The organism is Bacillus cereus group sp. MYBKT14-1, assembly GCF_051915185.1.
GTDB lineage: Bacteria > Bacillota > Bacilli > Bacillales > Bacillaceae_G > Bacillus_A > Bacillus_A cereus.
The window spans coordinates 231,847-258,834 of record NZ_JBQAEF010000002.1 but is presented as its reverse complement, the minus strand read 5'-3'; the positions used below and the strand labels follow the sequence as shown (position 1 = coordinate 258,834).

Here is a 26,988-nt window from a genome sequence, read left to right as displayed (position 1 = left end):
CGTATATGTTTGATGAGGATGGGATTGTTTTAATAATGGAACCAGCTGATGAAAGAAACTTGAGGAGATTTATTTTTTCAGTGCCAAAGTCAGTGTATGAAAAGAAGGGGCTTACATTACACTATGGAACAGCTATAGGACAAGGATATATGGATATAATTGAAGATATTATAAGCGTACATATAGAAATAGATGTTGTAACGATAATAGGGCATGTAAGAGGATAAATAGCTATTTGAAAAAGGTTATAAACAATTTAGCTAGAAGTTATGTATAGAGAAAATTACAGACAATGATAAAGACGAAGGGAGTCTAAAATGAAAATAAAATCAATTTTATTAGTATTTATAGTTTCAATTGGTTTAATGGGATGTTCAATAGTGGAGGAAGGAAAGAACTCCATAGATTATGCTCAAAAGGCGACAGATTATGTAAATGAAATAAGTGCATTTGCAAATGATGCACCAGCATTAGCAGAAAAGGCCGTTAATGATAGCGAGGCTCGAAAAGAATTAGAAACGAAGCTTAGTGAAATTAAACAAGATATACCCGCATTCAATGAATTAACGCCACCTGATGTAGCAAAGGATATTCATCAACAAATCGTCGGATATAACGAAAAGTTAAATACGTTAATTGATACGGCGATGACAAAGATAGAAGAAGGAAAAGTGGATGTAGAGCAATTTAAAAACTCTGAGCTTATGCAGACGGTAGATCAAGTTCGAGATTTGAAAGATAAAGTGCAAAATTTAGGTCAATAGTAAAAAGCTCCGTTTGTGATAAACGGAGCTTTTTACTATTGGATACAATAAACGATTACACCAACGATAATAATAATGTTGCCGATGAGTTTACGTTTCGTTATTTTTTCTCCTAGGAAATACCAACCGAAAATTAATATGATGATATAACTTAAGGATTCTAATGCTGATGCTTGTTTTAATGCCATACCCTTCATGGCGATAACATTTAATCCGGCGTTAATTACAAATAAAGAGTAGCCGATAATAACATAAGGATTCACATATTCTTTTATTCTAGAATCGTATTGTTGCAAAGTAGCTTTTTTTAATAATATTTGTGAGTAATTAGCTAAAATTATCCCGAAAATAAATAATAACATATAACTATTCATCTTTTGTCACCACCACAATTCCGACAATAATAATAGCTGCACCAAGTAAATGATTCCACTGAATCGTATCTCCAAATAGAAATACTGACCAAAGCATTGACCACAGTATAATAATCCCGCGATGTGAATATGCTTTTGAAATTTCGAAATGTTTAATTACTTGTTGCCATAAAATTGCATATCCGAATAAAAGTATAACTAATCCGAAATAAGCAACAAAAAATGAGATGGAAGCAATGGGGAATTTAGCTGCCCATTTCATGTAAACCATAATGATAGAATATATCAAAAAAGCTACATGTAAAAATACGTAATTTTTAATAGTTGGTTTCATTTATTCACTCTCTTTTGCATATAAATATATATTTATACCTAATTTTTCTAGTGTTAGATATTGGAACATATTTTGTTTAATCTTTCACATTCCAAATTATATAGTATCATGGCTTTTATTGTAAAACAATAGAAGCTATGCATTCATTTATTCCAAGGTTCTACAATATGTATCGTTTTATTTGTTGCATCCAACTCTACTTGAACACCGATAGGCATGGTAATCATTGGATGTGTATGACAACAATCGAAGTCAGCTAGAAAAGGAATTCTTTGATTTTGAAGTACTTCTAATAGTATTTCAAAAGGTTTTCGATTTGTACCACAATCATCAAATTGCTCATGTTTTCCAAGAATGATACCTGAAATTTTATCGAATACACCGTTAATTTTAAGTAATGAAAAGCTTCTTTCAATAGTAGCTGCATCTTTTGAACTGTCCTCAATGAAGAGAATGTCGCCTTCTTGAATATGTGGCATATAGGGGCTACCCCAAATTCCTTGTATCGTGTTTAAATTCCCGCCAATAATACGCCCAGTAGCTTTTCCATCAATTACTGAAATCCAATCGTTTGGTCGAAGTTCTTTCTCCTTCGTCTTTTCTTCCCAATTAATAAATTCATCTGACCAAAATAATGGTTGTTTTATATGATAAGGAAGAGAATGATCATGTAGTAAAGTTTCAGCAAAATATTTGTATGTGCAATCAACAAAAGGTTCAAATTCGCCAAAGGAAGGGACGAGAGCTGGTCCATAAAATGTAGGGATTCCTGTTTTGGCGTAAATTGCTAGTAATAAAGCAGTTGCATCTGAATACCCAATCATTATTTTAGGGTTCTTTAGAAAAGCATCATAATCAATATAAGGTAATATTGAATTTGAATTCATCCCACCAATTGTTGACATAATACAAGAAATATTAGGATTTCTTATTAAGACATTTAGCTCCTCAGCACGCTCTTGTATACTACCAGAACGATAAAAATCATATCGACCTGTTAATGAACCTTCTAATATATGAAACCCTTTCTGTTGTAAGTAAGATTTTGCTCGTTCAAATCTTTTTGGAGAAGTGTAGGTTACTGGTGAAGAAGGGGAGTAGATCCCAACTGTGTCTCCGTATTTTAATGTTTTTGGAAGTAGCATTTGTATGAATCCCTTCTATTAAATAGTTTATCTCGCTATTTGACGGGTAGCCCGATTGGGAGGGCTGATTAAAGTTTCGCTTTATTTACGAGATTTTATTATTAAATATTCTTACGTTTTAATATTGTAAGTTTAACATAAATAAATTAAAATAATCATTGCTGTATATGAATAAATATACCTTTTACCTTGACTATATAAAGGAATTGTTGTTAAGGTTAAATGTGAGTGTATAAAAGGTTTGCTAAAGGAGTTTTGAAATGAATCGGTTAAAATGGGGAAGGATGACAGTCCTATTAGTTATTATTTTAGGGATATGTTGGTTCTTATTCCAAGGAAATCAAAAGAGCATAGCGAATGTAGAGGGACAACCTTTGCAAGTGGCAGAACTACCTAAAGCAGGATTTACTGAAAAAGTAGTCCCGCCAAAGTACATCCCACCAGAAATTAACGCAAAAGCAGCTATGATTATCGATGCGAGTGATGGAGATATTATTTATCAATATAATGAAAATGAAGCTTTTGCACCGGCTAGTATGTCTAAGATGATGACAGCGTATCTCTTACTAGAGAGTATACATAACGGGAAAGTTCGCTGGGAAGATCCAGTAAAAATGAGTGCGAAGGCGGCACAAACAGAAGGAGCGAGAATCCCAGTACAAGTTAATGACACATTAACTGTTAAAGATTTATATCATGCATTAATGATTGAGTCAGCTAATAATTCGGCTGTGGCTTTAGCAGAACATATGGCAAAATCGGAGAAAGATTTCGTTCAGCTTATGGATGCAAAAGCGAAACAGTTAAAAATGTCGGAACATGCTAAATTTGCAAATGCGTCTGGATTACAAGAGCCAGATGGAAGTGAAACAAAAATGACGGCTGGTGATGTAGCACAATTGGCGTATCATCTTATAAAAGATTATCCGGAAATATTAGAAGTGACTCACTTACGTCAAAGTCAGCTAGCATTTAATAATATTAATGTTATAAGCACAAACGACATGTTAAATAAAAATAATAAAAGTTTATATATAGAAGGAATGGACGGACTAAAGACTGGATTTACAGATAGTGCAGGATACTGTTTTACGGGGACTGCAAAGCAAGGTGATAATCGAATTATTACAGTGGTCATGGGGACATCAAGTAAAACAAAACGTTTTACAGAGACGAATAAGTTAATGTCGTATGCATTTGGATTAGTTAATTAAGTAAGTAAAATACGAATCTAGATCGCTACATAAGTAAGACTGTTCGTTGTTACTAATTTTAGATAACAACGAGCAGTCTTTTTATTTTCATTTTAAAAAGGAAAAAGAGTCTAAATACAAGTGTTAACATTTGAGTTTATTTGTTGCTGTGATATTATAAAGTTATAAGCTTATTAATAATAAGTTTGAGGGGCGTAATATGATATATACATATGAAATAGCCTCAATTGAAAATTGGAGGGAATTATGATGGCAAAAGATTTTTACTCAGCAATTGAAGACAGAAGATCTATTTATGCAATTAGTAAAGAGCAAGTAGTTTCTGATGAGAAAATTCAAGAAGTGATTTATCATGCTGTAAAACATACACCTTCAGCTTTTAATTCTCAAAGTGCTCGCGTTGTTGTTTTATTAGGAGAACAACATGATAAATTATGGGATATTACGAAAGAAACGTTACGAAAAATTGTACCTGAAAATAACTTTGCACCTACTGAAGAAAAAATGAATGCATTTAAAAGTGGTTATGGAACGGTTTTATATTTTGAAGACAGTGAAGTAGTGGAAAGCCTTCAAGCTAACTTTGCATTATATAAAGATAATTTCCCAACTTGGTCTCAGCAATCATCAGGAATGTTACAATTTGCAATTTGGACAGCTTTAGAAATTGAAGGGTTTGGTGCTACGTTACAGCATTACAATCCGCTAATTGATGAAGAAGTGAGAAAAGAGTGGGATGTTCCAGAGAATTGGAAACTTATTGCGCAAATGCCATTTGGTAAACCGGTAGTACATGCTGGTGAAAAAGAATTCCAACCGCTAGAGGACCGTGTGAAAATTTATAAATAATTTAAAAAGGTGAACAGGAATATAACCTGTTCACCTTTTTTTATACGTAATAAGGGTTTTTTTGTCCGGCATTTTTCATCTGATTTTTTAATTCGTTTTTACGTGTTTCAATAGCTGATACTTTTTGTAATGTTATCATTGAAACGAATTGAATAAAAGCATAGTATAGCTCTATGTTTTTTTGTATTGGATCATCTATTATATTTCTCACAAATATGCCTCCTCTTTTTATTCCAATAAAACTCCGCATTAATGGGCAGCCCGAGTGGTGAGGGTTAATAATTAGCGGAGGATGTATAAAACCCTTCCTGATTAAAGTTTCATTTTATAAGGGAATGAAACTTTAATCAATTCGCTAAAATTCTTGTTTATTAAGATATGTATATAATACTATAAATATCCTATAAATTCCATTATAAGAAAAAGAGAACAGTTGATATAGTGTGTGTTTTCTTTAAAGGAGAAATGGCTTTTGTGAAATAAATCTTACAATTCGTCAAATTATTTCAAAATTGTAGATAGTATAGAAATTTAGTTTTCTAAAAATATTATACTATTGATAAATAGAGTGATTTTTGTCATGATGAAAGTATACTTTATGTAAGGAGCTTTATAAGGAAATACATACTTGAGTTTGTATTAGGTTAATAGAATTTTTTATAATAGATAGAAAAGGGATATTTTATATTAAAATATTAAATGGAATGTCGAATTTTTATGCGATATATAAGAAATTTGAAAAAACCATTGCAAAAACACTGTGTTTAATGATAAAGTTCACATGAAGTTCACACGGATTTCACTTTGTTCATTTAAAATGAACTACGTGTGAAAAATAAAACTCTTGCTAAAAAATGGAACTGGATGAATATTTTACTTTGATAATATTGTAAAGTATTAAAGTTTTAGTTTTTTTTAAGAGGATAGTAGGGAAAGGAAGTAAAGACAACTTATGAAAAAAGTAATTGCAGGTTTAGCAGCAGCTTCTGTAGCTGGCGTTGCAGTTCCAGGAATGGATTCTGCTCATGCACAAGTTTCAAATGAAGCGCTAAAAGAAATTAATGGACAAACTCAAACTCAAACTCAAACGACTGTAACTGAAACAAAAACTGTAGAAACAACTTCTGAATTAAAATACACAGTAACTGCTGATGTATTAAATGTTCGTTCAGGTGCTGGTACAGGACATAACGTTATTTCTAAAGTAAAATCAGGCCAAGTGCTACAAGTAGTTGGACAAGAAAATGGTTGGTTCAAAGTAAACGTAAATGGTCAAACAGGTTATGTAAGTGGTGACTTCGTAACAACTGGTGGCAAAACAGGAACGACTGTTCAACAAGGAACAGGTACTTACACAGTAAACGTTTCTTCACTTAACGTACGTACAGGCCCAAGTACATCTCATACAGTATTAGGTTCTGTAAACAAAGGTAAAACATTACAAGTTGTAGGTGAAGTACAAGATTGGTTTAAAATCAACTTCAATGGTGGAACTGGATACGTAAGCAAAGACTTCGTAACAAAAGGTGGTTCTGCTGTATCTAACGAAACACAACAACCAACTACAAACAACAATACTACAACAGTTCAAACTGGTGGTTCTTATGTTGTTAACACTGGTGCTTTAAAAGTACGTACAGGCCCAGCTACATACAACGCTGTAATCGGTGGAGTAACAAATGGTAAAGTATTAAACGTTACTGGTGCTGAAAATGGTTGGTACAAAATTAACCATAACGGCCGCACAGGTTACGTAAGTGCAGACTTCGTTAAGTTTGTAAAAGGCGGAGTAAACAACGTTACAAATAACAATAATGTTACAAATAACGTTCAACAACCAGGTAAAGACGTACAAAAACCAACAACAGGTGGAGATACATCTTCAATCGCTGGATTCGCTAGATCTTTAAATGGTTCACCATACAGAACTGCTGGTACAACACCTGCTGGTTTTGACTGCAGTGGATTCATTCACTACGTATTAAATCAAACTGGTCATAAAGGAGCTCGTCAAACAGTTGCTGGATACTGGAGCTCTAAAACAAAAACTAGCAATCCACAACCAGGTGATTTAGTATACTTCCAAAATACTTATAAATCAGGTCCTTCTCACATGGGTGTTTACTTAGGAAACGGTCAGTTCATTAGTGCAGAAACAGATGCAACTGGTGTACGTATTAGTTCTGTAAGTAACTCTTACTGGAGCAAGCACCTATTAGGTTACACAAAAGCATACTAAGAAAAAGTAGTTTTATATACTTTTCGTATAGAGAAAAGGCTTTCCAAGGAAACTTGGGAAGCCTTTTTATAGTTAAATAAATTGGAAGTTTAATAGTTTTTATTTTAACTTTCCATTTAAAAATCGATCATATAAGTCATGGAAATAGTTAGGGCGAAATAAGTTCGCTGCATGTCCCGCTAACGGTATTTCCTTATATAGAACGTTAGGCAAAATAGATTTCAAATCAAATAGACAAGATTTATAGAGATGATCATGCTCTCCCATTACCCATAGTATAGGGTGAGGAAGTGATTTTAATTTAGATTTTAAATCGAATTCTAACCTATGTCGTAATGACTGGGCAATTATGGATGAATGTAATTGTAATCCGAAACGGTAGTAAATATTTCTTGAAATGACTGCGAACGGATTTGCTTTTAGTATACCGCTTGGAAAAATAGTATTTGCGTATTGAGAGAGCCATTTAGAGTATTCATCTCCTCGCTTCTCCCAAAAATTTTGAAATACATTATATAAACGAGAAGGGTTATTGTAATGTCCTCCAATATGACAAATACTTAATACTTTTTCTGGATGCATTTGTGCAAAAATTGTAGAGATGTAACAGCCGTAACTTAGCGCACAAATATGTGCTTTTTTAATATCTTCTTGCTCATATAAGTTTAATAATTGATCTACGAGGCGCTGTAATGAAAAGTCGATTGCTTTTCCTTTATCATCACCGTGACCTAATAAGTCATAAGTTATAATGTTGTAGGAGGAAGAAAAACGTTTTTGCTCCTTTTTGAAGGCGCGACGATTGCCAACTAATCCATGAATAAAAATAATTGTTTCCTTTTCAGAATGTATATTTGTTTGCAAAAAGGATACTCCTTTCACTAACTGGAGATTTATATCGTGTTGTAAATTATTTATCTATAATTTACATAGAATAATATTAAGTACCAGGTAATAATATCAGATATTTATATCTGTTGTAAAGATGAGTTTTTATGTATATTTTGTAAAAATAGAAAAAGTGTGTTTACATTCAGTTTACATTTGTATCGTATTCTAATTTTAGAAAGAACAGTTTGGTTTACCACGAGGAGATGAACAGGAATGGAAGTTAGAAATGAAATGAAGAAAAAAGGGAGTTGGAGGCAGTTTTTACGCCTTATTCAAGATACAAATCCTCCGAAAGGAATTTTAGTTTTTGCGTTATTAATGAGTTTGCTTTCTACGGGAGCGAGTTTATTTATTCCTATGCTTACAAAAGGATTAGTAGATAATTTTTCGCTTTCTTCAATTAGTGCAGGACAAATTGTTGGATTAGTTGCTTTCTTTGTAATGCAAACTATTGCGGCAGGGTTGTCTATATATTTACTAAATTATATTGGGCAGAAGATTGTAGCGGGACTAAGAGAACGTTTGTGGAAAAAGGTACTTATCTTGCCGGTATCTTATTACGATCAAAATAGAACAGGTGATACAATTAGCCGTATGACGAATGATACAGGTGTAGTGAAAACGTTAATTTCTGAGCATTTGTCAAACTTATTAACAGGCGGTATTTCAATTGTTGGATCGTTAATTGTATTATTTGTTTTAGATTGGAAAATGACTGCGTTACTTTTAACGGTTATTCCGTTGTCTGTGTTAATTTTAGTTCCACTTGGACGAAAAATGTATAAGATTTCAAAAGCGCTTCAAGATGAAACGGCATCTTTTACAAGTGTGTTAACGCAAGTGTTATCAGAAATTCGTTTAGTGAAATCTTCAAATACAGAAAAAAGAGAATATGAAACGGGTAATACAGGTATACAAAAGTTATTACAATTTGGTTTGAAAGAAGGAAAAGTGCAAGCATTAATTTCGCCAGTTATGTCGTTTGTTTTAATGGCACTACTTGTTATTATCGTAGGATATGGCGGGATGCGAGTTTCTAGCGGTGCATTAACAACTGGTGAACTTGTAGCGTTTATTTTGTATTTAGTTCAAATTGTAATGCCGATGAGTCAATTATCTATGTTCTTTACACAATTCCAAAAGGCAATTGGTGCGACGGAAAGAATTAGTACGATTTTAGAATATGAAGTAGAAGATCATGAAACTGGTGTGAAAGTGACAAATGCTAAGCAACCGATTGTTCTTGAAAATGTACATTTTGAGTATAACGAAGAAGAGCAAGTTTTGAAAAATATTGATTTCACAATTGAATCTGGAAAAGTGACAGCAATTGTAGGACCAAGTGGTAGTGGGAAAACAACGTTATTCTCATTATTGGAACGTTTTTATGAGCCAACTAGTGGCGCCATTAAATTAGGGGAAGAATCAATTACGAGTTATTCATTAGAGTCATGGCGACGTCAAATCGGTTACGTATCACAAGATAGTCCGTTAATTGATGGAACGATTCGTGATAATATTTGTTATGGTGTCGAGGGCGAAGTAACGGATGAAGAAATTGAAAAAGTAGCTGCAATGGCATATGTTGATGCGTTTATTCATGACTTACCAAACGGTTATGCAACAGAAGTTGGAGAACGCGGTGTGAAGCTTTCTGGGGGACAAAGACAGCGAATTGCTATTGCCCGAGCGTTACTTCGAAATCCGCAAATTCTTATGCTCGATGAGGCAACTTCAAGCTTAGATAGTAAATCTGAGTCTGTCGTTCAAAAAGCATTAAATAACTTAATGAAAGGCAGAACAACATTAGTGATTGCACATAGACTTTCTACTGTTGTAGATGCAGATAAAATTATCTTTATTGAAAAAGGGAATCTTACAGGTAGTGGTACGCATGATGAATTATTACAGACGCATGATATGTATCGTGAGTTTGCAACGCAGCAATTGAAAATTAAAGAGGGTGCATTATAAAATGAATCATCAGTGGGATTTTACTCCACTGATGATTCATTTTTAAAAAATATATTAGATGCTAAGTAGAAAGGAAATGGTTCCTTTGATACCTAAAATTTTAATAGTAGACGACGATCCACACATTAGAGAACTCGTTTCTGTATTTTTAGAACGAGAAGGTTTTCAAACATATGAGGCAATTGATGGAGTAGATGCACTTCAGAAAATGGATGACGTAAAAGTCGATATGGTTATTCTTGATATCATGATGCCAAATATGGATGGATTTGATGTATGTTTTGAATTAAGAAAATACTATGATATCCCGGTTCTGATGCTAACTGCCAAAGGGGAAACATCACAAAAAGTAAAAGGATTTCACCTTGGGACAGATGATTATCTTGTAAAACCATTTGATCCTATAGAACTAGTAGTGAGAGTAAAGGCATTATTGAAACGTTACCAAATTACTGTTTCGCAATCGATTCAAGTTGGAGATGTATTATTAAATCGTAAAACATTCGAAGTTACATCTGGAGAACAAACGGTTACGTTACCGTTAAAAGAATTTGAGCTGCTCTTTACTTTAGGGTCTAAATCGGGAAGAACTTGTTCGAGAGAGCAATTAATTGAAGAAATATGGGGATATGATTTTGAAGGAAATGAACGTACACTAGACGTTCATATTAATCGGTTACGTGAGAAGTTTCAAGAAGAGCAGTCGAAATTTAGTATTAAAACAATAAGAGGATTAGGGTATCGCTTAGAGGTAAGTAAATGAGAAAAAGAAAACGAATGAGTAAGTTGAAGATGCTGAAAGTATTTGGGGCGGTATTAGCGCTCTTTTCTTTTCTTACTATCATTTGGTCTATCGCATTTTATGTAGCAACTAGTATATTGAATGCTTTTGACGTAAACGTATCGCCGTTTGTTGCCTTTCTAATTAGTGATATGGTCGGTTTTGTCTTTATTATTCTTATTTGGACATTGATTGGAATATTAATGAGACCAAAACGAGAGGCGATGATTTGGACTATTATTGAACCGATACAAAAAATTGCAAAAGGAGACTTCTCCGTAAAAATACGAAATGAAGAAAAGTATGATGGTGAAATTGGCGTGCTCGTAAAAAGTATAAATGATATGACAGATGAACTGAATACGATGGAGAAAATGAGACAAGAGTTTGTATCGAATGTTTCTCATGAAATACAGTCACCGTTAACTTCTATAAAAGGATTTGCTAGAGCACTACAAGACGATAATCTTTCTAAGGAAAAAAGAAAGCATTATCTTACCATTATTGAAACTGAAACAACGAGATTATCTAAACTAAGTCAAAATTTACTAAAGCTAACTCTTTTAGAATCAGAAGAGTATACACCAGAAAGAGTGAGCTATCGATTAGATCAACAATTAAAGCAAATTGTGTTAAATAGTGAACCACTCTGGGCTGAAAAAGAAATTGAGTTAGAACTAGATTTAGAAAAAGTATATGTTATTGCTGACCAAGAAAGTATGAGTCAAGTGTGGATTAATTTAATTCATAATAGTATTAAATTTACTCCAAGCGGTGGTACGATTACTATTCAGTTAAAGGAACATGAGACAGTAGTGGAAGTGCGTATCCGTGATTCAGGAATTGGTATATCAGAAGAACAGAAACAACATATTTTTGAGCGTTTTTATAAAGCGGATTCTTCACGAAATCGTGCCTATGGGGGAAGTGGCTTAGGTTTAGCTATTGTAAAGAAAGTACTCGACCTTCATCAAGGAGAGATAAAAGTGGAGAGTGAGGAAGGAAAAGGTACTGAATTTATAGTGCGTATGCCGAATCATGAAGAGAAATAGTGTTAGAAGGTTCTCCTTCTAACACTATTTCTCTTTAAAAATGCATTTACCGTTACTGCAATTATATTGATAAGCTTTTCCTTCGCTATTCATACGATATGAGTAATCGGATTCTTTATCTTTCTTAAAGTCAACGTATGCTTCCGCACCGTTTTTATCGTCATCTATATCAATGAATTGAACGTGTCGTATAGAATAATCTTTCTTTTCTCTTAAATCTCTTCCTTGCAAGTTTGTATGAATACCATCTACTAACTGGTCAAACAACGACCAGTTTAAATTAAGATGTTCAAATGACTCAGTGTGTCTTCCTAAAATACCGTTGTCTTGTATTATTTTTTTATTATCATCGTATGTATAAGAGTAGGTGAAATATGGTTCGTCTTTATATACTACTGTTGCATAATAGCCAATATTATAAAGGGGAGTATATTTTCCGATTATGTTTTGTATTTCTTTTTGCTTATAACCTTTTTTAGTATGGAGATAATGGCTAGTATCTTTTTCTATTACTTTATAATTTAGTGGGTTACCAAATATAAAGTACAGTGCAAACAATATGATACATAGTCCGACTGCAGTTAGTAACAAGAACCATTTTTTTCTTTTCATACTCATACACTCCCCTATGCTGGATTTGTTTTTATTTTACATGAATAATGGTAAAAAAATGAAACTTATAAATAAAACCTTTCTATAGTTACCTACAAGTAACCTACGCACATGAAAGTGCATCATTGCCTTTTTACATAAACATAGATACAATTTTAATATAATACATAACTGAGATGATTAAGGAGTGTTATACTTGGCAGAATTATTACAAGGTAAAAATGCTTTAATTACAGGAGCAGGTAGAGGGATTGGTCGCGCTGTAGCAATCGCATTAGCGAAAGAAGGCGTAAATGTAGGCTTATTAGCTCGTTCAGAAGAAAACTTAAAAGCTGTAGCGAAAGAAGTAGAAGCAGAAGGTGTAAAAGCTGTTATTGCAACTGCTGATGTTTCTTCATACGAAGAAGTAACAACTGCGATTGAAACGTTAAAAAATGGTTTAGGATCTATCGATATTTTAATTAATAACGCTGGTATTTCTAAATTCGGTAAGTTTTTAGAACTAGACGTTGCTGATTGGGAAAAAATCATTCAAGTAAACTTAATGGGTGTATACTATGCAACTCGTGCAGCTTTACCGAGCATGATTGAACAACAATCTGGTGATATCATTAACATTTCATCTACAGCAGGACAAAAAGGCGCACCTGTAACAAGTGCATATAGTGCTTCTAAATTTGGTGTCCTTGGCTTAACAGAATCGTTAGCGATGGAAGTTCGCAAACATAACATTCGTGTAACAGCTTTAACTCCAAGTACAGTAGCAACTGATATGGCTGTAGATTTAGGATTAACTGATGGAAACCCTGATAAAGTAATGCAAGCAGAAGATATTGCAGAATTCATCGTAGCGCAGCTGAAATTAAATAAACGTACATTTATTAAATCTGCTGGGCTTTGGTCTACTAATCCATAGGAATTAAATTTAACTTTAAAAGAAGGGATATCTATTCTATAAGGGGTAGATGTCCCTTCTTTATTTTTTGTATTCAAGGCAGAATTTTCGGTATAATTAAAAGTGAATGGTAGAAAGCATTGGTAAATTGAAAGGAATGGCAGTTGTAAAAGAGTGATGTAAGGAGGGAAAAGGAATGAAAAAGAAGTTTCAAAAATTATAACGTGTATCGTGTATAACGAGACTAGCTCGTGGACCTCCAATATACATAACACTATATTGTATATTAAAAAATTGGAGGCTATAAGTAGATGAGAACTGAAAAAGAAATGTTAGATTTAATTATAAATACAGCAATAGAGGATGAAAGAATTCGAGCTGTCATCATGAATGGATCGCGTGTAAATCCAAATGTGAAAAGAGATTGTTTTCAAGACTATGATATTAAGTATGTTGTAAATGATATACAATCTTTTACGTCTAATCATAATTGGATTCATAGATTTGGAGAAATAATGATTGTACAAATGCCAGAAGAAATGTCGTTAGTTCCACCAGATGAAGACGGGAAGTTTCCATATTTAATGCAGTTCATGGATGGGAATCGGATTGATTTAACGCTAGTTCCAGTTGAGTTAATAAAAAAGTTCGTTGGACAAGATAGTTTAAGTAAACTGCTTCTTGATAAAGATAATTGTCTGGAAGAATTCCCGCCAGCAAGCGATAAGGATTACTTAATAAAAAAGCCTACAGAAAAAGAGTTTTTGGATTGTTGTAATGAATTTTGGTGGTGTAGTACGAATATCGCAAAAGGGTTATGGCGAGAGGAACTTTCTTATGCAAAAGGAATGCTTGAAGGACCAGTGCGAGATATGTTCATCGTAATGCTAGAATGGCATATTGGTATGAAAACAGACTTTACAGTTAATACAGGGAAGTTTGGAAAGCATTTCGAGCAATATATTGAAAAAGATATGTGGGTGCAATTTAAAAGAACATTTTCTAATGCAGAATATGAAAACATATGGGAGTCATTCTTTGTTATGGGTAATTTATTTAGGGAAGTGGCGAACGAAATCGCTAACAAATATGAATATCAATATCCGCAAGATGATGATGATAAAGTGACGAACTATTTAAAACATGTGAAAGCTTTGCCAAAAGATAGTACATCGATTTATTAATAATAGTAAGCAGTAAGACTGTCCTAATTAAGGACAGTCTTATTTTTGTTTATGAATAACAATTTCTCTAACAAAGTGCAGATGAATCACATATGAAAATTTAGGGAGGTTTTTTATCATGTATTATTTTTATTCGCCAGAAATGTTTGCTCCATATCAATGGGGACTAGAACGAGATGTTTCGTATGCTTATATGCCATATAACTCATTTTATTATGGAGATTATATAAGCGCATTGCCATACGCATATATCCCTCAAAGCTATGAAGTACAAATGAAAGCAGATGATCGTGGATCGTGGACACCATTTACATGGGTTGAAAAATATGCGTACGCATTTTCAGGACCGTATAATAAAGCGGAAGTAGCTCTTACATTTGATGATGGACCAGATTCAGAATTCACGCCAAAAATATTAGATAAGTTAAAACAACATAATGTAAAAGCTACTTTTTTCTTACTTGGTGAAAACGCAGAAAAATTTCCGAATGTAGTAAAGCGTATTGCAAATGAAGGGCATGTAATTGGTAATCATACGTACAGTCATCCGAATTTAGCGAAAGTAAATGACGCTGAGTACCGTAATCAAATTATAAAAACGGAAGAAATATTAAAACGTTTAGCCGGCTATGCGCCTAAATTTATACGTCCACCGTATGGTGAAATACTTGAAAATCAATTGAATTGGGCAACTGAGCAAAATTTTATGATTGTACAGTGGAGTGTTGATACAGTTGATTGGAAAGGTGTAAGTGCCGATACGATTACAAATAATGTGTTAGGGAATTCATTTCCAGGTAGTGTCATACTGCAGCATTCTACTCCAGGTGGGCATTTACAAGGATCTGTTGATGCACTAGACAAAATCATTCCGCAGTTAAAAACGAAAGGGGCACGTTTTGTAACACTTCCAAGTATGTTCCAGACATCAAAAGAAAGAAAGTGAATGTGTTATAAATTAGGAAAATAAGGGTTATGTCGTATAATGAAAGTGTAAGTTAGGGGGGATATAATTGATTGATGCACTAGTAAACATAGGAATAAGCATATTGATTGGTATTATTTTTATACTTGCGGCAATTATTCTTCAAAAAAATCCACCGACCGATATTAATGCGGCATATGGTTATCGTACGAAACGATCTATGAAAAATAAGGAATTATGGGATGCGGGTAACAGGTATAGTGCAGAAGTGATGAAGCAAAACGGATTTATCATGATGTTAATTGGAAGTGTTATTAGTATACTGTTTAGATATCCACATACAATAATAGCGATTATAGTGGTTATGCTGTTATTAATCATTCGTTTATTTATACAAGTAGAGAGTAGATTAAAAATCCTTGAACAATAATAAAAAATAGGACTCTACGCAATATTATGCTAGGAGTCCTATTTTATTTATAAACTATTATTTTTTAATAATTCTTTTCCTTGCTCTATAACAAATTCATAGTATGCAAGATCATACGGATAAATATCTTCAAATGTTATCGTAATCGGTGTATTGTTTAAGACTGAAATAGTCGTTAAAGATGAAATCTCTCCTTTTAATAGTTGTAGAAAAGAAGTTGCATGTACTTTCATCACATCGTCTACTTCTTCACCTGGTGCGAATGGAAGTGGATTGATGACGTTGTGAAAATACATATGACAAAACTCGCGATCAGTAAGATTTGAAATTTCATAATCTATTTTAAAGATTCCCTTGTATGTTAAATCATTAGTTTGAAAGGAAAGCCCTAATTCTTCCTCAATTTCACGAAGACCACCAATTTGTACATCTTCATCATGCATAATATGTCCAGCTGAAGTAATATCCCATATACATGGAGCTTCTTTTTTATTTTTAGAGCGTAATTGGAAATATAAAAACATATCTTCAGTATCTTTTTCTACAAACCAGCAATGAAATGTTTCGTGCCAATCGCCGTCACGATGCACTTCATCACGTAATTTCTTCCCAAGTGTATTTCTTTCAGGATCAAATATTGTTAACCACTCTGTCATTTTAATTCCCCTTTCCTCAAATTTTATTATACAATATTTGTATTGAATTTTGGAAAAATAAAGAAAAAGGAGTGGTTATAAGTGGGGATAGAGCGTACGGAAATAAAATCAATTATTTCAACAGAGGAAGAGTTACGGAAAATATTGGGGCAACCAAGTGAGCGAGCGTTGAAAAAAGTCATTTCATCATTAGACCACCATTGCATAGATTTTCTTTCTAAATCTCCTTTTCTAGTATTATCCACTGGAAATCAGTTGGGGGAGTGTGACGCCTCGCCGCGAGGAGATGCACCTGGATTTGTATACGTACTCAATAATAATATTATTATCATTCCAGAAAGACCAGGAAATCGTCGTATAGACTCCATTTTGAATATTATTTCAAATCCACGTGTAGGACTAATCTTTTTTATTCCAGGTCTTGGGGAGACACTCAGAATAAATGGCCGAGCGTATATTACAAACGACGAAGAAATTTTGAAAGAAATGCAGGCGAATGGACGCAATCCGTTGCTTGGAATTGTTGTTGAAATAGAAGAGTGTTATATTCATTGTGCAAAAGCGTTTATTCGTTCTAAGATGTGGGATCCAGAATCTTGGTTAAATAAAAAAGAGTTACCATCAGCAGCAAAAATGTTGCTGGAGCATGCGAAAGTGAATACTTCAGAAGAAGATGTTGCACGTTCTTTAGAAGAAAGTTATACAAAAAGATTGTATTAAAAATTTTATTGATATAGCTTTGTAGAGCGGATGTGTACGGGTTTTAGAATGGGGGATTTATCCCGCATTAACGGGCGGTAAGACCCCTACCTCAAAATTCAGCGAAAACAAAGAAGTCAGGTGGGGATCAACTGCCCGTAAAAGCCCGATTGGTGAAGGCTAATAATCAGTGGGGATGAACAAAATCCCCACTGATTAAAGTTTCACTTTATATATGAACCGTTGATTTATAAACTGGAGAAATGACAAAATAGGTAAATTGAGTGGCAGTTGCATAATGCTATTGTGAAATATAATAAAAAAAATTCTTGAAAATAGTTAGTAAAAATAGGCTTGCTTTTTAAAAAGTTGATAACTATAATAAGTTAACAAATAGACATGAACGAAAAAGTAATGATAAGGACACGAAATCATTTTTACGGTTTACAGAGAGGGAAGTCAAGGGTGTGAGCTTCCTAACACGAGAAATGATTTTACCACCTTTGAACTTCAATAGTGAACGAGTAATCTAGTAATTATTGACGGTATCAGCCGTTATCTGAACTTGAGCAATCTAGGGAGAAATACGTCTAGATTGGAACAAGGGTGGAACCACGAAAACACATTCGTCCCTTTCCTAGGGATGAGTGTGTTTTTTTACGGATTTAGAGATTGAAAATTTAAAATAATTAAAAAATAGTATTGATTTTGTTTTTTATGCGAGTATAATGAGTTAACAAATAAACATGAACGAAAAAGTAATGATAAGGACACGAAATCATTTTTACGGTTTACAGAGAGGGAAGTCAAGGGTGTGAGCTTCCTAACACGAGAAATGATTTTACCACCTTTGAACTTCAATAGTGAACGAGTAATCTAGTAATTATTGACGGTATCAGCCGTTATCTGAACTTGAGCAATCTAGGGAGAAATACGTCTAGATTGGAACAAGGGTGGAACCACGAAAACACATTCGTCCCTTTCCTAGGGATGGGTGTGTTTTTTTACTTTGAAAGGAGGTGCAGTAACATGGAACGATTTGTACGTACGGAAATAACCACCACCTGCATGATTAAAAAGCAGAGCAAGGTGATTGATAGAGATAAATAATAAAATTGTAGGAGGAGATTAGAAGATGAATAACGTTATAAATGTTGGGGTATTAGGTTTAGGTACGGTCGGAAGTGGTGTTGTTCATATTTTGAAAGAACATTATAAAAAAATCGCTCTTGATACAGGATACGAAGTGAAAGTGAAAACAGTCGTTGTACGTGATTTGGAAAAAGAACGCGATGTTTGTATTGACGGGATTGCAGTAACAAGTCATGCAGATGAAGTTCTAAATGATTCGAATATTGATATTGTAGTAGAGGTAATGGGCGGAATTGAAGAAGCGAAGCAGCATATTGTTAAGGCTTTACGAAATAAGAAACATGTCGTGACAGCAAATAAAGATTTAATGGCTGTATACGGTGCAGAGCTTCTTCAACTGGCGAACAATAATGATTGTGATTTATGTTATGAAGCGAGCGTAGCAGGCGGTATTCCAGTGTTAAGAGGACTAACTGACGGGCTAGCATCAGATCAAATTGAAAAAATAATGGGAATTGTAAATGGTACAACAAATTATATGTTAACAAAAATGAGTCAAAATAGATGGTCTTATGAAGAGGCTTTACAGGAAGCGCAAAAATTAGGTTTTGCAGAATCGGATCCGACAGCAGATGTAGATGGACTAGATGCGGCGAGAAAGGTAGCAATTCTTGCAAACTTAGGTTTTTCGATGAATGTTTCATTAGATGATGTGCAAGTAAGAGGGATTCGAAATGTCGAAAAAGAAGATTTACAAATGGCTGAAAAGTTAGGATTTACTATGAAGTTAATTGGGAAAGCAGAAAAACAAGGATCAGCCATTCATTTAAGTGTAGAACCGACGCTTTTACCGAGCCAGCATCCATTATCAAATGTGAATAATGAATTTAATGCAGTATATGTTCACGGTCAAGCGGTAGGAGAAGTAATGTTTTACGGACCTGGAGCTGGAAAGTTGCCAACTGGTTCTGCTGTAGTAAGTGATATTATTTCCATCGTTAAAAATATGAATCAAGTGCCGAAAAATAAAAGTGCGTTAAAAGAACCAGTTCCTTATGAATTACAAGGTGATGAAGAAGTAGTTTCGAAATATTTCTTGCGTATTTCATTACGAGATGAGCCTGGGATGTTGCAAAAAATAACAGAATGTTTCGTTAATTACTCTGTAAGTTTAAAAGAAGTTATTCAATTACCTTTAAACCGTGAACTGGCAGAAGTTGTTGTTGTGACACATCGAACTTCCAAGTATCAATTCGAACGAGTTTTAGGAGCGATAGAAGCTGTCGCAAGTGAAATAAACAGTTACTACATTATTGAGGAGGAAAAACAATATGTATAAAGGACTATTGAAACAATATGCTTCTTATTTACCGGTGAATGAAAACACACCTGATGTCAGTTTAATGGAAGGAAATACACCTCTTATTCCGTTATTAAATATATCAAAGCAATTAGGGATTCAGCTATATGGTAAGTACGAAGGAGCGAATCCGACAGGTTCTTTTAAAGATCGTGGTATGGTGATGGCAGTTGCTAAGGCGAAAGAAGAAGGTTCAGAAGCAATCATTTGTGCATCAACAGGTAATACATCAGCATCAGCTGCAGCATATGCGGCACGTCTTGGGATGAAATGTATAATCGTAATCCCTGAAGGAAAGATTGCGCATGGAAAATTAGCGCAAGCGGTCGCTTATGGAGCTGAAATTATTTCAATAGAAGGGAATTTCGATGATGCACTTAAGGCTGTAAGAAATATTGCTGCAGAAGAGCCGATTACATTAGTAAATTCAGTGAATCCTTATCGAATTGAAGGACAAAAAACGGCAGCATTTGAAATTTGTGACCAATTGCAAAATGCACCAGATGTTCTAGCTATCCCTGTTGGGAACGCAGGGAATATTACAGCATATTGGAAAGGCTTCTGTGAATATGAGAAAGAAAAAGGTTATAAGAAGCCAAGAATTCATGGCTTTGAAGCAGAAGGAGCAGCGGCAATTGTAAAAGGGCATGTAATTGAAGAGCCTGAAACAATTGCAACAGCAATTCGCATTGGTAACCCAGCAAGTTGGTCGTATGCAGTAGAGGCTGCCGAGCAGTCTTGTGGTGAAATAGATATGGTATCAGATGAAGAAATTTTACATGCGTATAGGTTATTGGCAAAAACTGAAGGAGTTTTCGCTGAACCGGGATCAAATGCTTCATTAGCTGGCGTAATTAAACATGTTAAATCTGGAAAAATCAAAAAGGGAGAAACAGTTGTTGCAGTATTAACTGGAAATGGTTTGAAGGATCCTGATATCGCTATTTCTTCAAATCAACTAGACATCGCAAGTTTGTCAAATGATATAGAACAGATTAAAGATCATATTAAAGGGGTGATTATGTCGTGATACCATTAAGTGTTCGTGTCCCTGCTAGTACGGCAAATGTTGGTCCTGGATTTGATTCAGTTGGAATAGCTTTGTCATTGTATTTAGATGTGGTGGTTAAAGAAAAAGCTGATAAATGGCAAGTAATCCATTCCTTTGAAGAATCAATTCCGACAGACGATAAAAATTTAATCGTTAGCACGGCATGTAAAGTCTGTCCTTCTATATCACCCCATATAATAGAAGTTACTAGTAATATCCCATTAACAAGAGGGCTAGGAAGTAGTGCATCAGCGATTGTAGCTGGGATAGAACTTGCGAATCAACTAGGCAATTTGAACTTAACTGCTGATCAAAAAGTTCAAATTGCTACAAATTTTGAAGGACATCCTGATAATGTTGCTGCTTCTATATTAGGTGGAACTGTAATCGGAGCACTTGATGGAAAGGATATTTCCGTCGTAAGAATTGAGAGCAAGGAGTTAGGGGTAATTTCTCTTATTCCGAATGAAGAATTAAATACAGATGAAAGTCGATCTGTATTACCAAAGATGTTTCCGTTTCATGAGGCAGTTAAAGCTAGTGCGATAAGTAACGTATTAGTAGCTGCATTATGTCAAAAGCGGTGGGAAGTTGTAGGTGAAATGATGGAGAGAGACCATTTTCACGAGCCATATCGTTTAGAACTCGTACCGTTATTACCATCTATTCGTAAATGCGCAAAAGAATTTGGTGCGTACGGTACAGCACTTAGCGGTGCGGGACCATCTATTTTTATATTAACGCCATATGAGAAACGTCAAGAAATCGCTGAGCAATTAGCGAGAGTATTTACAGATATGAAAGTATGTGAGCTTGAAATCGACCATAAAGGTATTATTGTAAATAAGGAAGAGCATATTGGATCGTAAAGAAAGCTGGCATGGCTAGCTTTCTTTACGTTGCAAACCTATTTTAAATTAGGTTTTTTCGGAAAAAAATATAAAACAAATGTTGATTTTGAATAATGTAAGTAAAGAGTGCATTCATTTTGGAGGTGATTAAATGAATAAAGAGTCACCAGAAGAAAAAAGAGAGCGTATGAGACAAAGTGAATTAAAAAGTAATCCTATGGGTTCTTTACGTGACGGACTCAATAGAGCGGAAACGGGTAGTCCAGTTGATATAACAGGCGGTATGAATTGGAAAGGTACAGGAATAATCATTTTAGTACTACTTTTAGGATACATTGTATACACTTATTTTTTCAGTTGAAGAATGCTTGTTAAAATTTTAATTTGTTTAGTTTCATAATTGTTGAGAAAAAATGCAGTTACTGTATTACATATCTTCTAAGCGAATTATAGTTGTTCATATCAACTTTTAATACTCTAAATAGAGCTAGCAAAATGCTAGCTCTATTATTTTTTGCCACATTCCTGTAACAAACCACCTGTATATTCATTGGTGGAGGTGCAGAGGATGAAAAAAATGATAGCGATATGTCTTCTAACAACTATGCCATTTTCGACTTTAGTCGGTTGTGACGTAAAAGGTAGTAATGCTGTACAAGAGTCTAAAATAAAGAAATCGACGTATAAAGATTTTACTTATGATGTAAATCCAGAAACATTCACATTAACTGTAGAACATGAGGGGGTAAAGGAACAGGCATCACAACCCCTACCGAAAATGAAGGTATCGAATGTAAAAAAAGAAAAGGATCGTACATCGTGGGAATATCCAGATCAAAAAGTGAAAATAAAAGTAGAAAAGAAAAAAGACCACTTAAACATTGAAGTGGAATCGACTGGTGCAGAAAGCTTTACATGGCCGAAAGTAGAAGCTGAAAATTATACACTTCCGTTATGGGAGGGTAAGCAAATTCCGAGCAATGATGAGAATTGGAAGAAGTTTTTAAAGGATGATGCATATTCATTTGCTGAATCATTTTCTATGAAGTTTTTCGCATTAAATGGTTCGAAATATTCAATTGTATATATTGCAAACAATATGTTTAATAATGAATTGAAGTTTCATTCGGATCCGAAAATAGGATTTGATTTTACACATGAATTTCCGAGCATAAATAAAAATAAAACATATGGATTTCAATTATATGTGACAAATAATGATGCGGTAAGCATTGCTAAACTGTATAAGGATGATATTGTTCGAAAAGGTGAATTTAAAACATTACAAGAAAAGGCTAGAAAAAATAAAGAAATCGAAAAGTTATATGGAGCGGCGCATTTTTATTTTTGGAATCAAAATGGTCTATCAGAAAATAATATAAATTGGCCAAAACTAAGGGAGCAAATAAATAGCCCGCTGTTTAGTCATATAAAAGAACTTATTCAAAAGAATAGTTCAGAGCCTGGGGAACTGAATGTATTAGATCAAGTAAGTAAACAAGATTTCATTGATAAGTATCAAAAAAATGTTATTTTACGTTATATAAACGAAGTATTATCCATGAAGGAATTTTATAAAGAGGATATTTTTCAAAACGTTGATCAGGAAGCTAGTGTGCTATTAAAGAAAGGTGTAGGTCACTTAACGAACACAGAATTGTATAGCTTAAATAAGCATTTATTAAAGTCGCTACTTGGTGATGCGGTTGAAGAGGTAAGTAAATGGGGTAATGCAGATGGAACGGACATACTAAAGGAAATGAAAGAGGTAGGAATAGAAAAAGCGTGGATTGGTCTGCCGAACTGGGAACAAGGATTTATGCAACCTAATTTCGTGACAAAAGCGAAGGAAATGGGGTATTTAGTTGGTCCGTATGATTCATATCATTCCATTCACGAAAAAAGTGATAAAAATTGGAACACAGCATCCTTTAATGACCCATCATTATATGAAGAGGCTACTGTAACGAAGAAAAACGGAGAAAAGGTGCAAGGCTTTTTAGGCAGAGGTCGCAAGTTAAACCCGACTTTATCGCTGCCTAGTGTAAAGGAACGCATGAATGATATATTACAAAATGGTCCTAAATATAATTCATGGTTTATTGATTGTGATGCGACAGGTGAAATTTACGATGACTATTCAGCGAAACATATAACGACACAAGAGCAAGATTTAAAAGCACGTTTAAAACGAATGGACTACATTGCGCAAGAAAAGGGTATGGTCGTTGGTTCTGAAGGTGGAAATGATTTTGCTAGTAGTACGATTGCATTTGCACACGGAATTGAAACACCTGTTATTAAATGGGACGATGAAGATATGCGGAAAAATAAAACAAGTCCGTATTATGTCGGTGGATATTGGTCACCAAATCAAAATGTTCCCGAAAAATATGCAAAACAAGTACCATTGAAAGAAGAATATAAACAAGTGTATTTAAACCCAGTATATTCGATACCATTATATAAATTAGTATACAATGATTCCGTTATTACAACGCACCATTGGGAATGGGGAAGTTTAAAGGTAAAAGATGAAGTTGGAAATCGAATGCTGTCTGAATTATTGTATAATGTTCCTCCGTTGTACCATTTAGATGAAGTAGAGTGGAATAAGCATAAAAAAGAAATTACAGAGCATCTAAAAGTTTGGAATGAAGTTCATGAAAAAGCAGTAAAAGAAGAGATGACGAATTTTGCGTATTTGTCAGAAGATAAGCTAGTACAATCTGTTTCTTATGGAAAAAATATTAAAATCATTGTGAACTTCTCAAATGAAGACATGGAAGTAGAAAAAACGAAAATAAAAGCAAAGTCGGCTTTTATTGATAATCAGGGGAAGAAAAGCATGTATACGCCGTTTGAGAAATAATAACGTGAAATATACTGTATTCATAGAGGTTTTATCATTAGCTGGACTCTTTATTCATATCGTTTATCTGGAAAAAGATATCCTAATTTAAAATGAAAGAGTTAATGAATTTATAAATTTGCATGTTGCGAAGTGCTAAATTTTTGAAATTGGTAAATAGTGACTTGCCAAAAATAAGTACGAGAGTATAATGTGAAATGGAATACATATTGGGTTTTAGTAGTAACCTTACAAAATTGTAAGGTTAATGAAAGGAAATTCAATATGAAGATAAATAGACTTACATTATACTTGGTAAAGAGAAAGAGAGGCGAATGGGTATGAGCTCTGAATTAGAACAAAATACGAGAAGTAATAAAAAGCGTTCTAAAAGAAAGTCAATAAAATGGTTCATATTAATTCCATTTTTCCTACTTATTTTTGGAGGAGTAGGATATGGTTCGTTTATATATAATAAAGCAAAAGCTGTTGTAAATGATGCGTATGCGAAAATTGAAAAGTCATCAAAGCGTGATAAAGAAGTTGAACCTTTAAAGGATAATATTTCAATATTAATCATGGGTGTAGATGGAAGTGAAATGAGAAAAAGCCAATATGGCGAAGCAGTTCGAACAGATGCACTTTTATTAGCAACAATTAATAAAGATGATAAGTCTGTTAAGCTAGTAAGTATTCCACGTGATTCACGTGTTTATATTCCAACTAGAAAAAAATTAGATAAAATTACTCATGCTCACGTATTTGGTGGCGTAGAAAGCACACGCGATACGGTGGAAAGATTCTTAAATGTCCCTGTTGATTATTATGTGAAGTTTAACTTTGAATCATTCGTACAAATTGTCGATTCAATTGGTGGTATTGATATTGATGTACCAGTTACTTTCACTGAACAAGATAGTAAAGACCAAGCTGGTATGATCCATTTAGAAAAAGGTTACCAACATTTAAATGGAGAACAAGCACTTGCACTTGCAAGAACGCGTAAAATTGATAGTGACGCAATGCGTGGACAGAGACAGCAACTTGTAATAGAAGCAATTGCCAAAAAAGCGATGTCTGTTCAATCAATTAGCAAAATGGGCTCTTTACTAGATGCGGTTGATAAAAATATGAAAACGAACTTAACATTTGACGATATGCTTGCCATTACAAAAAATATGGCAGGATCTAATTTGGAAATGGAAAAATTGCAAATAGAAGGCACAGATAAACGTATCGGTGGTATTTATTATTACATTCCAAATGAAAAAAATGTAAAAGATATTTCAAAAAAATTAAATGATCATTTAGGTGTAACGCCAAAATCAGTCCGAAATGAATAATAAAAAAAGATTGGCTTTTGCCAATCTTTTTTTTTGGAATGTATTTGTAACTTTTCTGTAACGATTTTTTAGTTTAGAAAAATTATACTCATATGTATGAGTATAATGGATAGGTAAAAAAGTAAAAGGACATATTCAAAATTTGTGGTAAGGAAAGATATCATATGCAGAAATGGTTAAGCATGATGGGAATTATCTTTATATTGACTGGATGTAAAATGTCTGAAGCTCCAACAAGTCTAATGGAAGCTCCTACAAATGAAAAATGGATTAATGAATTAAAGGAACAAATTGATAAAGATTTACCTGTTAATTATCGCTTACTTACTCCAATGTCTAATAGAGATAAACAGACGACATGGTCAATGAATTTCGAGCGAGATAATAAAAAAGAAGCTGTCATCGTATATAAAATACCTAATGAAGATTATCATATATATTTAGCCGTATATGAGAAGAAAAATAATGGATGGAATATGAAGTCAACCTATACATTTGATGGGGAAGAAGTAGATATTGTTGAGGTAGGAGATTTCACAGGGAGTGGGGAAAGGGAACTATTGATAGGAATAACTACCAATCGTGATTTATTAGAAAACACAATGTATGTTTTTTCCGATGAGAGTGACGATATAAAGGAATTTTATAGACAGAAGTATACAAAGTTATTTATAGATGATTTAAACAAAAATGGTTTTAAAGACATAAGCCTTGTTTCGCATATGAAAGATGAACAGTTGAAGGTTCAGTTCATGGAAAAGTTTAAGGTATTGTCAGAGGTTACATTTGATCCGTATATAAATAGTATTCAAAGAATACAAATGGGTCGTATTTCTAAATCATTAAAGGCAGTTGTAATCGATGCGGGAACAGGGGCTCATTCAGGTATAACTTATGTAGCAAAATTTGATCAGGATCATTATGAAGTATTACCTATAGATGGGAAAGAAGATTTATTTAATGAATATGTTGTAGAAAGTAAAGATGTTAATGAAGACGGCATTATTGAATTTGTTCGTACTGTACGCCCAAAAGGTTGGGAAGATAAATCACATGGTGATAGTCCGCTTTTCGAACGTTACATACAGTGGAGTGAATCTGGAATTAAACCAATTGAAGAACGATATATAGATATAGAAAAAGGGTATTATGTGAAAATCCCTAAAGAGTTAATAGGGAAAATTACAATACCAGATCAGCAAAAAGAATCAAATTCTCAAAAGTTTTTGGATACAAGAACAAATGAAATATGGCTTGAAGTTCATATTTTTAAGCGGAAAGAATGGTTCAATATAAAAGGCTACAGCGCAGCAATTAAAACGGCTTCTCACGTATATGCAGTACCGAAGCAATCAAAATTTGAAAAAGTGAAAGCATATATAAAACCGCTAGCGGATTATCAACAAGAGTAGGAGGTGAGAA

27 protein-coding genes and 2 other annotated features are annotated in these 26,988 nt (G+C 33.8%); of the genes, 20 read left to right on the top strand and 7 right to left on the bottom strand.

The window, feature by feature from the left end; translation table 11 throughout:
- The first annotated feature begins 5 nt into the window (after positions 1-5).
- On the top strand, positions 6-227 hold the full coding sequence (locus tag ACTFO4_RS07915) for a hypothetical protein (protein ID WP_000459099.1): 222 nt from the start codon (positions 6-8) through the stop codon (positions 225-227).
- A gap of 90 nt (positions 228-317) precedes the next feature.
- The gene (locus ACTFO4_RS07910) at positions 318-764 is read left to right on the top strand and encodes a DUF6376 family protein (protein WP_000695202.1); all 447 of its coding nucleotides are present in this window, start codon (positions 318-320) and stop codon (positions 762-764) included.
- A gap of 35 nt (positions 765-799) precedes the next feature.
- On the opposite strand, the gene ACTFO4_RS07905 is transcribed toward ACTFO4_RS07910, so the two are convergent.
- From ACTFO4_RS07905 to ACTFO4_RS07895, 3 genes are all read right to left on the bottom strand, one after another.
- Entirely contained in the window at positions 800-1,138 is a 339-nt protein-coding gene (locus ACTFO4_RS07905) for an EamA family transporter (protein ID WP_001089867.1), read from the bottom strand.
- A complete protein-coding gene (locus ACTFO4_RS07900) occupies positions 1,131-1,472 on the bottom strand; it encodes an EamA family transporter (RefSeq protein ID WP_000805125.1) in 342 nt (113 codons plus the stop codon). The genes ACTFO4_RS07905 and ACTFO4_RS07900 overlap by 8 nt, the downstream gene beginning before the upstream one ends.
- 143 nt (positions 1,473-1,615) lie before the next feature.
- A complete protein-coding gene (locus tag ACTFO4_RS07895) occupies positions 1,616-2,617 on the bottom strand; it encodes a S66 family peptidase (protein WP_000926339.1) in 1,002 nt (333 codons plus the stop codon).
- A gap of 260 nt (positions 2,618-2,877) precedes the next feature.
- Between ACTFO4_RS07895 and ACTFO4_RS07890 the strand changes: the two genes are divergently transcribed.
- Entirely contained in the window at positions 2,878-3,831 is a 954-nt protein-coding gene (locus tag ACTFO4_RS07890) for a D-alanyl-D-alanine carboxypeptidase family protein (protein ID WP_001080871.1), read from the top strand.
- A 246-nt stretch (positions 3,832-4,077) separates the two neighbouring features.
- Positions 4,078-4,680 carry a nitroreductase family protein gene (locus tag ACTFO4_RS07885; protein ID WP_001987122.1) on the top strand — a complete coding sequence of 201 codons (603 nt, stop codon included), beginning with the start codon at positions 4,078-4,080 and terminating at the stop codon, positions 4,678-4,680.
- A gap of 40 nt (positions 4,681-4,720) precedes the next feature.
- Here the strand turns inward: ACTFO4_RS07885 and ACTFO4_RS07880 are convergent, their stop codons facing one another.
- Positions 4,721-4,891, bottom strand: coding sequence for a hypothetical protein (locus ACTFO4_RS07880; RefSeq protein WP_001244279.1), 171 nt, complete (start codon positions 4,889-4,891; stop codon positions 4,721-4,723).
- 741 nt (positions 4,892-5,632) lie between these two features.
- On the opposite strand from ACTFO4_RS07880, the gene entFM reads away from it, so the two are divergent.
- Entirely contained in the window at positions 5,633-6,919 is a 1,287-nt protein-coding gene (gene entFM / locus ACTFO4_RS07875; RefSeq protein WP_440013539.1) for an enterotoxin EntFM, read from the top strand.
- Between the two features lie 99 nt (positions 6,920-7,018).
- On the opposite strand, the gene ACTFO4_RS07870 is transcribed toward entFM, so the two are convergent.
- On the bottom strand, positions 7,019-7,783 hold the full coding sequence (locus ACTFO4_RS07870; RefSeq protein ID WP_078421567.1) for an alpha/beta fold hydrolase: 765 nt from the start codon (positions 7,781-7,783) through the stop codon (positions 7,019-7,021).
- 240 nt (positions 7,784-8,023) lie between these two features.
- Here ACTFO4_RS07870 and ACTFO4_RS07865 point away from each other — a divergent pair, with 240 nt between their 5' ends.
- The 3 genes from ACTFO4_RS07865 (at position 8,024) to hitS (ending at position 11,617) form a co-directional block, all read left to right on the top strand.
- Positions 8,024-9,784, top strand: a complete 1,761-nt coding sequence (locus tag ACTFO4_RS07865; protein ID WP_000453882.1) for an ABC transporter ATP-binding protein — start codon at positions 8,024-8,026, stop codon at positions 9,782-9,784.
- Between the two features lie 85 nt (positions 9,785-9,869).
- Positions 9,870-10,547 carry an envelope stress response regulator transcription factor HitR gene (gene hitR, locus ACTFO4_RS07860; RefSeq protein ID WP_000612411.1) on the top strand — a complete coding sequence of 226 codons (678 nt, stop codon included), beginning with the start codon at positions 9,870-9,872 and terminating at the stop codon, positions 10,545-10,547.
- On the top strand, positions 10,544-11,617 hold the full coding sequence (gene hitS / locus ACTFO4_RS07855) for an envelope stress sensor histidine kinase HitS (RefSeq protein WP_326235393.1): 1,074 nt from the start codon (positions 10,544-10,546) through the stop codon (positions 11,615-11,617). Before hitR ends, hitS begins: the two co-directional genes overlap by 4 nt.
- 24 nt (positions 11,618-11,641) lie before the next feature.
- Here hitS and ACTFO4_RS07850 read toward each other — a convergent pair whose 3' ends face one another.
- Positions 11,642-12,229: a DUF3139 domain-containing protein gene (locus ACTFO4_RS07850; RefSeq protein ID WP_440013605.1), complete on the bottom strand. Its 588-nt coding sequence runs from the start codon at positions 12,227-12,229 to the stop codon at positions 11,642-11,644.
- Between the two features lie 196 nt (positions 12,230-12,425).
- Here ACTFO4_RS07850 and ACTFO4_RS07845 point away from each other — a divergent pair, with 196 nt between their 5' ends.
- The 4 genes from ACTFO4_RS07845 to ACTFO4_RS07830 all read left to right on the top strand — a co-directional run bounded on the left by ACTFO4_RS07845 (position 12,426) and on the right by ACTFO4_RS07830 (position 15,663).
- Positions 12,426-13,145, top strand: coding sequence for a 3-ketoacyl-ACP reductase (locus ACTFO4_RS07845; RefSeq protein WP_000818985.1), 720 nt, complete (start codon positions 12,426-12,428; stop codon positions 13,143-13,145).
- Between the two features lie 290 nt (positions 13,146-13,435).
- The gene (locus ACTFO4_RS07840) at positions 13,436-14,308 is read left to right on the top strand and encodes an aminoglycoside 6-adenylyltransferase (protein WP_438882148.1); all 873 of its coding nucleotides are present in this window, start codon (positions 13,436-13,438) and stop codon (positions 14,306-14,308) included.
- Positions 14,309-14,426: 118 nt separating this feature from the next.
- Positions 14,427-15,254, top strand: a complete 828-nt coding sequence (locus ACTFO4_RS07835) for a peptidoglycan-N-acetylglucosamine deacetylase (RefSeq protein ID WP_000291203.1) — start codon at positions 14,427-14,429, stop codon at positions 15,252-15,254.
- A 70-nt stretch (positions 15,255-15,324) separates the two neighbouring features.
- Positions 15,325-15,663, top strand: a complete 339-nt coding sequence (locus ACTFO4_RS07830; RefSeq protein ID WP_025118474.1) for an SdpI family protein — start codon at positions 15,325-15,327, stop codon at positions 15,661-15,663.
- A gap of 47 nt (positions 15,664-15,710) precedes the next feature.
- On the opposite strand, the gene ACTFO4_RS07825 is transcribed toward ACTFO4_RS07830, so the two are convergent.
- A complete protein-coding gene (locus ACTFO4_RS07825) occupies positions 15,711-16,319 on the bottom strand; it encodes an NUDIX hydrolase (protein ID WP_000141357.1) in 609 nt (202 codons plus the stop codon).
- Positions 16,320-16,400: 81 nt separating this feature from the next.
- Between ACTFO4_RS07825 and ACTFO4_RS07820 the strand changes: the two genes are divergently transcribed.
- The 8 genes from ACTFO4_RS07820 (at position 16,401) to ACTFO4_RS07785 (ending at position 26,978) form a co-directional block, all read left to right on the top strand.
- Positions 16,401-17,039 (top strand): pyridoxamine 5'-phosphate oxidase family protein, encoded by a 639-nt coding sequence (locus ACTFO4_RS07820; RefSeq protein WP_438882150.1) that lies wholly within the window; start codon positions 16,401-16,403, stop codon positions 17,037-17,039.
- 384 nt (positions 17,040-17,423) lie between these two features.
- Positions 17,424-17,655: a binding site (T-box leader), on the top strand.
- A 115-nt stretch (positions 17,656-17,770) separates the two neighbouring features.
- Positions 17,771-18,002: a binding site (T-box leader), on the top strand.
- Positions 18,003-18,153: 151 nt separating this feature from the next.
- Positions 18,154-19,449: a homoserine dehydrogenase gene (locus ACTFO4_RS07815; protein WP_440013543.1), complete on the top strand. Its 1,296-nt coding sequence runs from the start codon at positions 18,154-18,156 to the stop codon at positions 19,447-19,449.
- Entirely contained in the window at positions 19,442-20,500 is a 1,059-nt protein-coding gene (gene thrC, locus ACTFO4_RS07810) for a threonine synthase (protein WP_000276434.1), read from the top strand. Before ACTFO4_RS07815 ends, thrC begins: the two co-directional genes overlap by 8 nt.
- Positions 20,497-21,390, top strand: coding sequence for a homoserine kinase (thrB, locus tag ACTFO4_RS07805; protein WP_000612682.1), 894 nt, complete (start codon positions 20,497-20,499; stop codon positions 21,388-21,390). The genes thrC and thrB overlap by 4 nt, the downstream gene beginning before the upstream one ends.
- Before the next feature lie 133 nt (positions 21,391-21,523).
- On the top strand, positions 21,524-21,733 hold the full coding sequence (locus ACTFO4_RS07800) for a DUF6366 family protein (protein ID WP_001031476.1): 210 nt from the start codon (positions 21,524-21,526) through the stop codon (positions 21,731-21,733).
- 207 nt (positions 21,734-21,940) lie between these two features.
- A complete protein-coding gene (locus ACTFO4_RS07795) occupies positions 21,941-24,244 on the top strand; it encodes a glycoside hydrolase (protein ID WP_438882151.1) in 2,304 nt (767 codons plus the stop codon).
- A gap of 320 nt (positions 24,245-24,564) precedes the next feature.
- Positions 24,565-25,566, top strand: coding sequence for an LCP family protein (locus ACTFO4_RS07790; RefSeq protein WP_002182662.1), 1,002 nt, complete (start codon positions 24,565-24,567; stop codon positions 25,564-25,566).
- Between the two features lie 164 nt (positions 25,567-25,730).
- Positions 25,731-26,978 (top strand): hypothetical protein, encoded by a 1,248-nt coding sequence (locus tag ACTFO4_RS07785; RefSeq protein WP_001174870.1) that lies wholly within the window; start codon positions 25,731-25,733, stop codon positions 26,976-26,978.
- Positions 26,979-26,988 lie beyond the last annotated feature (10 nt).

Bases quoted from the DNA above. Each gene is read 5' to 3' on its own strand.
- ACTFO4_RS07850 (WP_440013605.1), bottom strand. From the start codon at position 12,229: ATGAAAAGAAAAAAATGGTTCTTGTTACTAACTGCAGTCGGACTATGT.
- ACTFO4_RS07885 (WP_001987122.1), top strand. From the start codon at position 4,078: ATGATGGCAAAAGATTTTTACTCAGCAATTGAAGACAGAAGATCTATT.
- ACTFO4_RS07800 (WP_001031476.1), top strand. From the start codon at position 21,524: ATGAATAAAGAGTCACCAGAAGAAAAAAGAGAGCGTATGAGACAAAGT.
- ACTFO4_RS07890 (WP_001080871.1), top strand. From the start codon at position 2,878: ATGAATCGGTTAAAATGGGGAAGGATGACAGTCCTATTAGTTATTATT.
- ACTFO4_RS07790 (WP_002182662.1), top strand. From the start codon at position 24,565: ATGAGCTCTGAATTAGAACAAAATACGAGAAGTAATAAAAAGCGTTCT.
- ACTFO4_RS07785 (WP_001174870.1), top strand. From the start codon at position 25,731: ATGCAGAAATGGTTAAGCATGATGGGAATTATCTTTATATTGACTGGA.
- ACTFO4_RS07910 (WP_000695202.1), top strand. From the start codon at position 318: ATGAAAATAAAATCAATTTTATTAGTATTTATAGTTTCAATTGGTTTA.
- ACTFO4_RS07825 (WP_000141357.1), bottom strand. From the start codon at position 16,319: ATGACAGAGTGGTTAACAATATTTGATCCTGAAAGAAATACACTTGGG.
- ACTFO4_RS07895 (WP_000926339.1), bottom strand. From the start codon at position 2,617: ATGCTACTTCCAAAAACATTAAAATACGGAGACACAGTTGGGATCTAC.
- hitS (WP_326235393.1), top strand. From the start codon at position 10,544: ATGAGAAAAAGAAAACGAATGAGTAAGTTGAAGATGCTGAAAGTATTT.
- ACTFO4_RS07840 (WP_438882148.1), top strand. From the start codon at position 13,436: ATGAGAACTGAAAAAGAAATGTTAGATTTAATTATAAATACAGCAATA.
- ACTFO4_RS07915 (WP_000459099.1), top strand. From the start codon at position 6: ATGTTTGATGAGGATGGGATTGTTTTAATAATGGAACCAGCTGATGAA.
- ACTFO4_RS07900 (WP_000805125.1), bottom strand. From the start codon at position 1,472: ATGAAACCAACTATTAAAAATTACGTATTTTTACATGTAGCTTTTTTG.
- ACTFO4_RS07835 (WP_000291203.1), top strand. From the start codon at position 14,427: ATGTATTATTTTTATTCGCCAGAAATGTTTGCTCCATATCAATGGGGA.
- ACTFO4_RS07795 (WP_438882151.1), top strand. From the start codon at position 21,941: ATGAAAAAAATGATAGCGATATGTCTTCTAACAACTATGCCATTTTCG.
- ACTFO4_RS07865 (WP_000453882.1), top strand. From the start codon at position 8,024: ATGGAAGTTAGAAATGAAATGAAGAAAAAAGGGAGTTGGAGGCAGTTT.
- thrC (WP_000276434.1), top strand. From the start codon at position 19,442: ATGTATAAAGGACTATTGAAACAATATGCTTCTTATTTACCGGTGAAT.
- entFM (WP_440013539.1), top strand. From the start codon at position 5,633: ATGAAAAAAGTAATTGCAGGTTTAGCAGCAGCTTCTGTAGCTGGCGTT.
- ACTFO4_RS07905 (WP_001089867.1), bottom strand. From the start codon at position 1,138: ATGAATAGTTATATGTTATTATTTATTTTCGGGATAATTTTAGCTAAT.
- ACTFO4_RS07815 (WP_440013543.1), top strand. From the start codon at position 18,154: ATGAATAACGTTATAAATGTTGGGGTATTAGGTTTAGGTACGGTCGGA.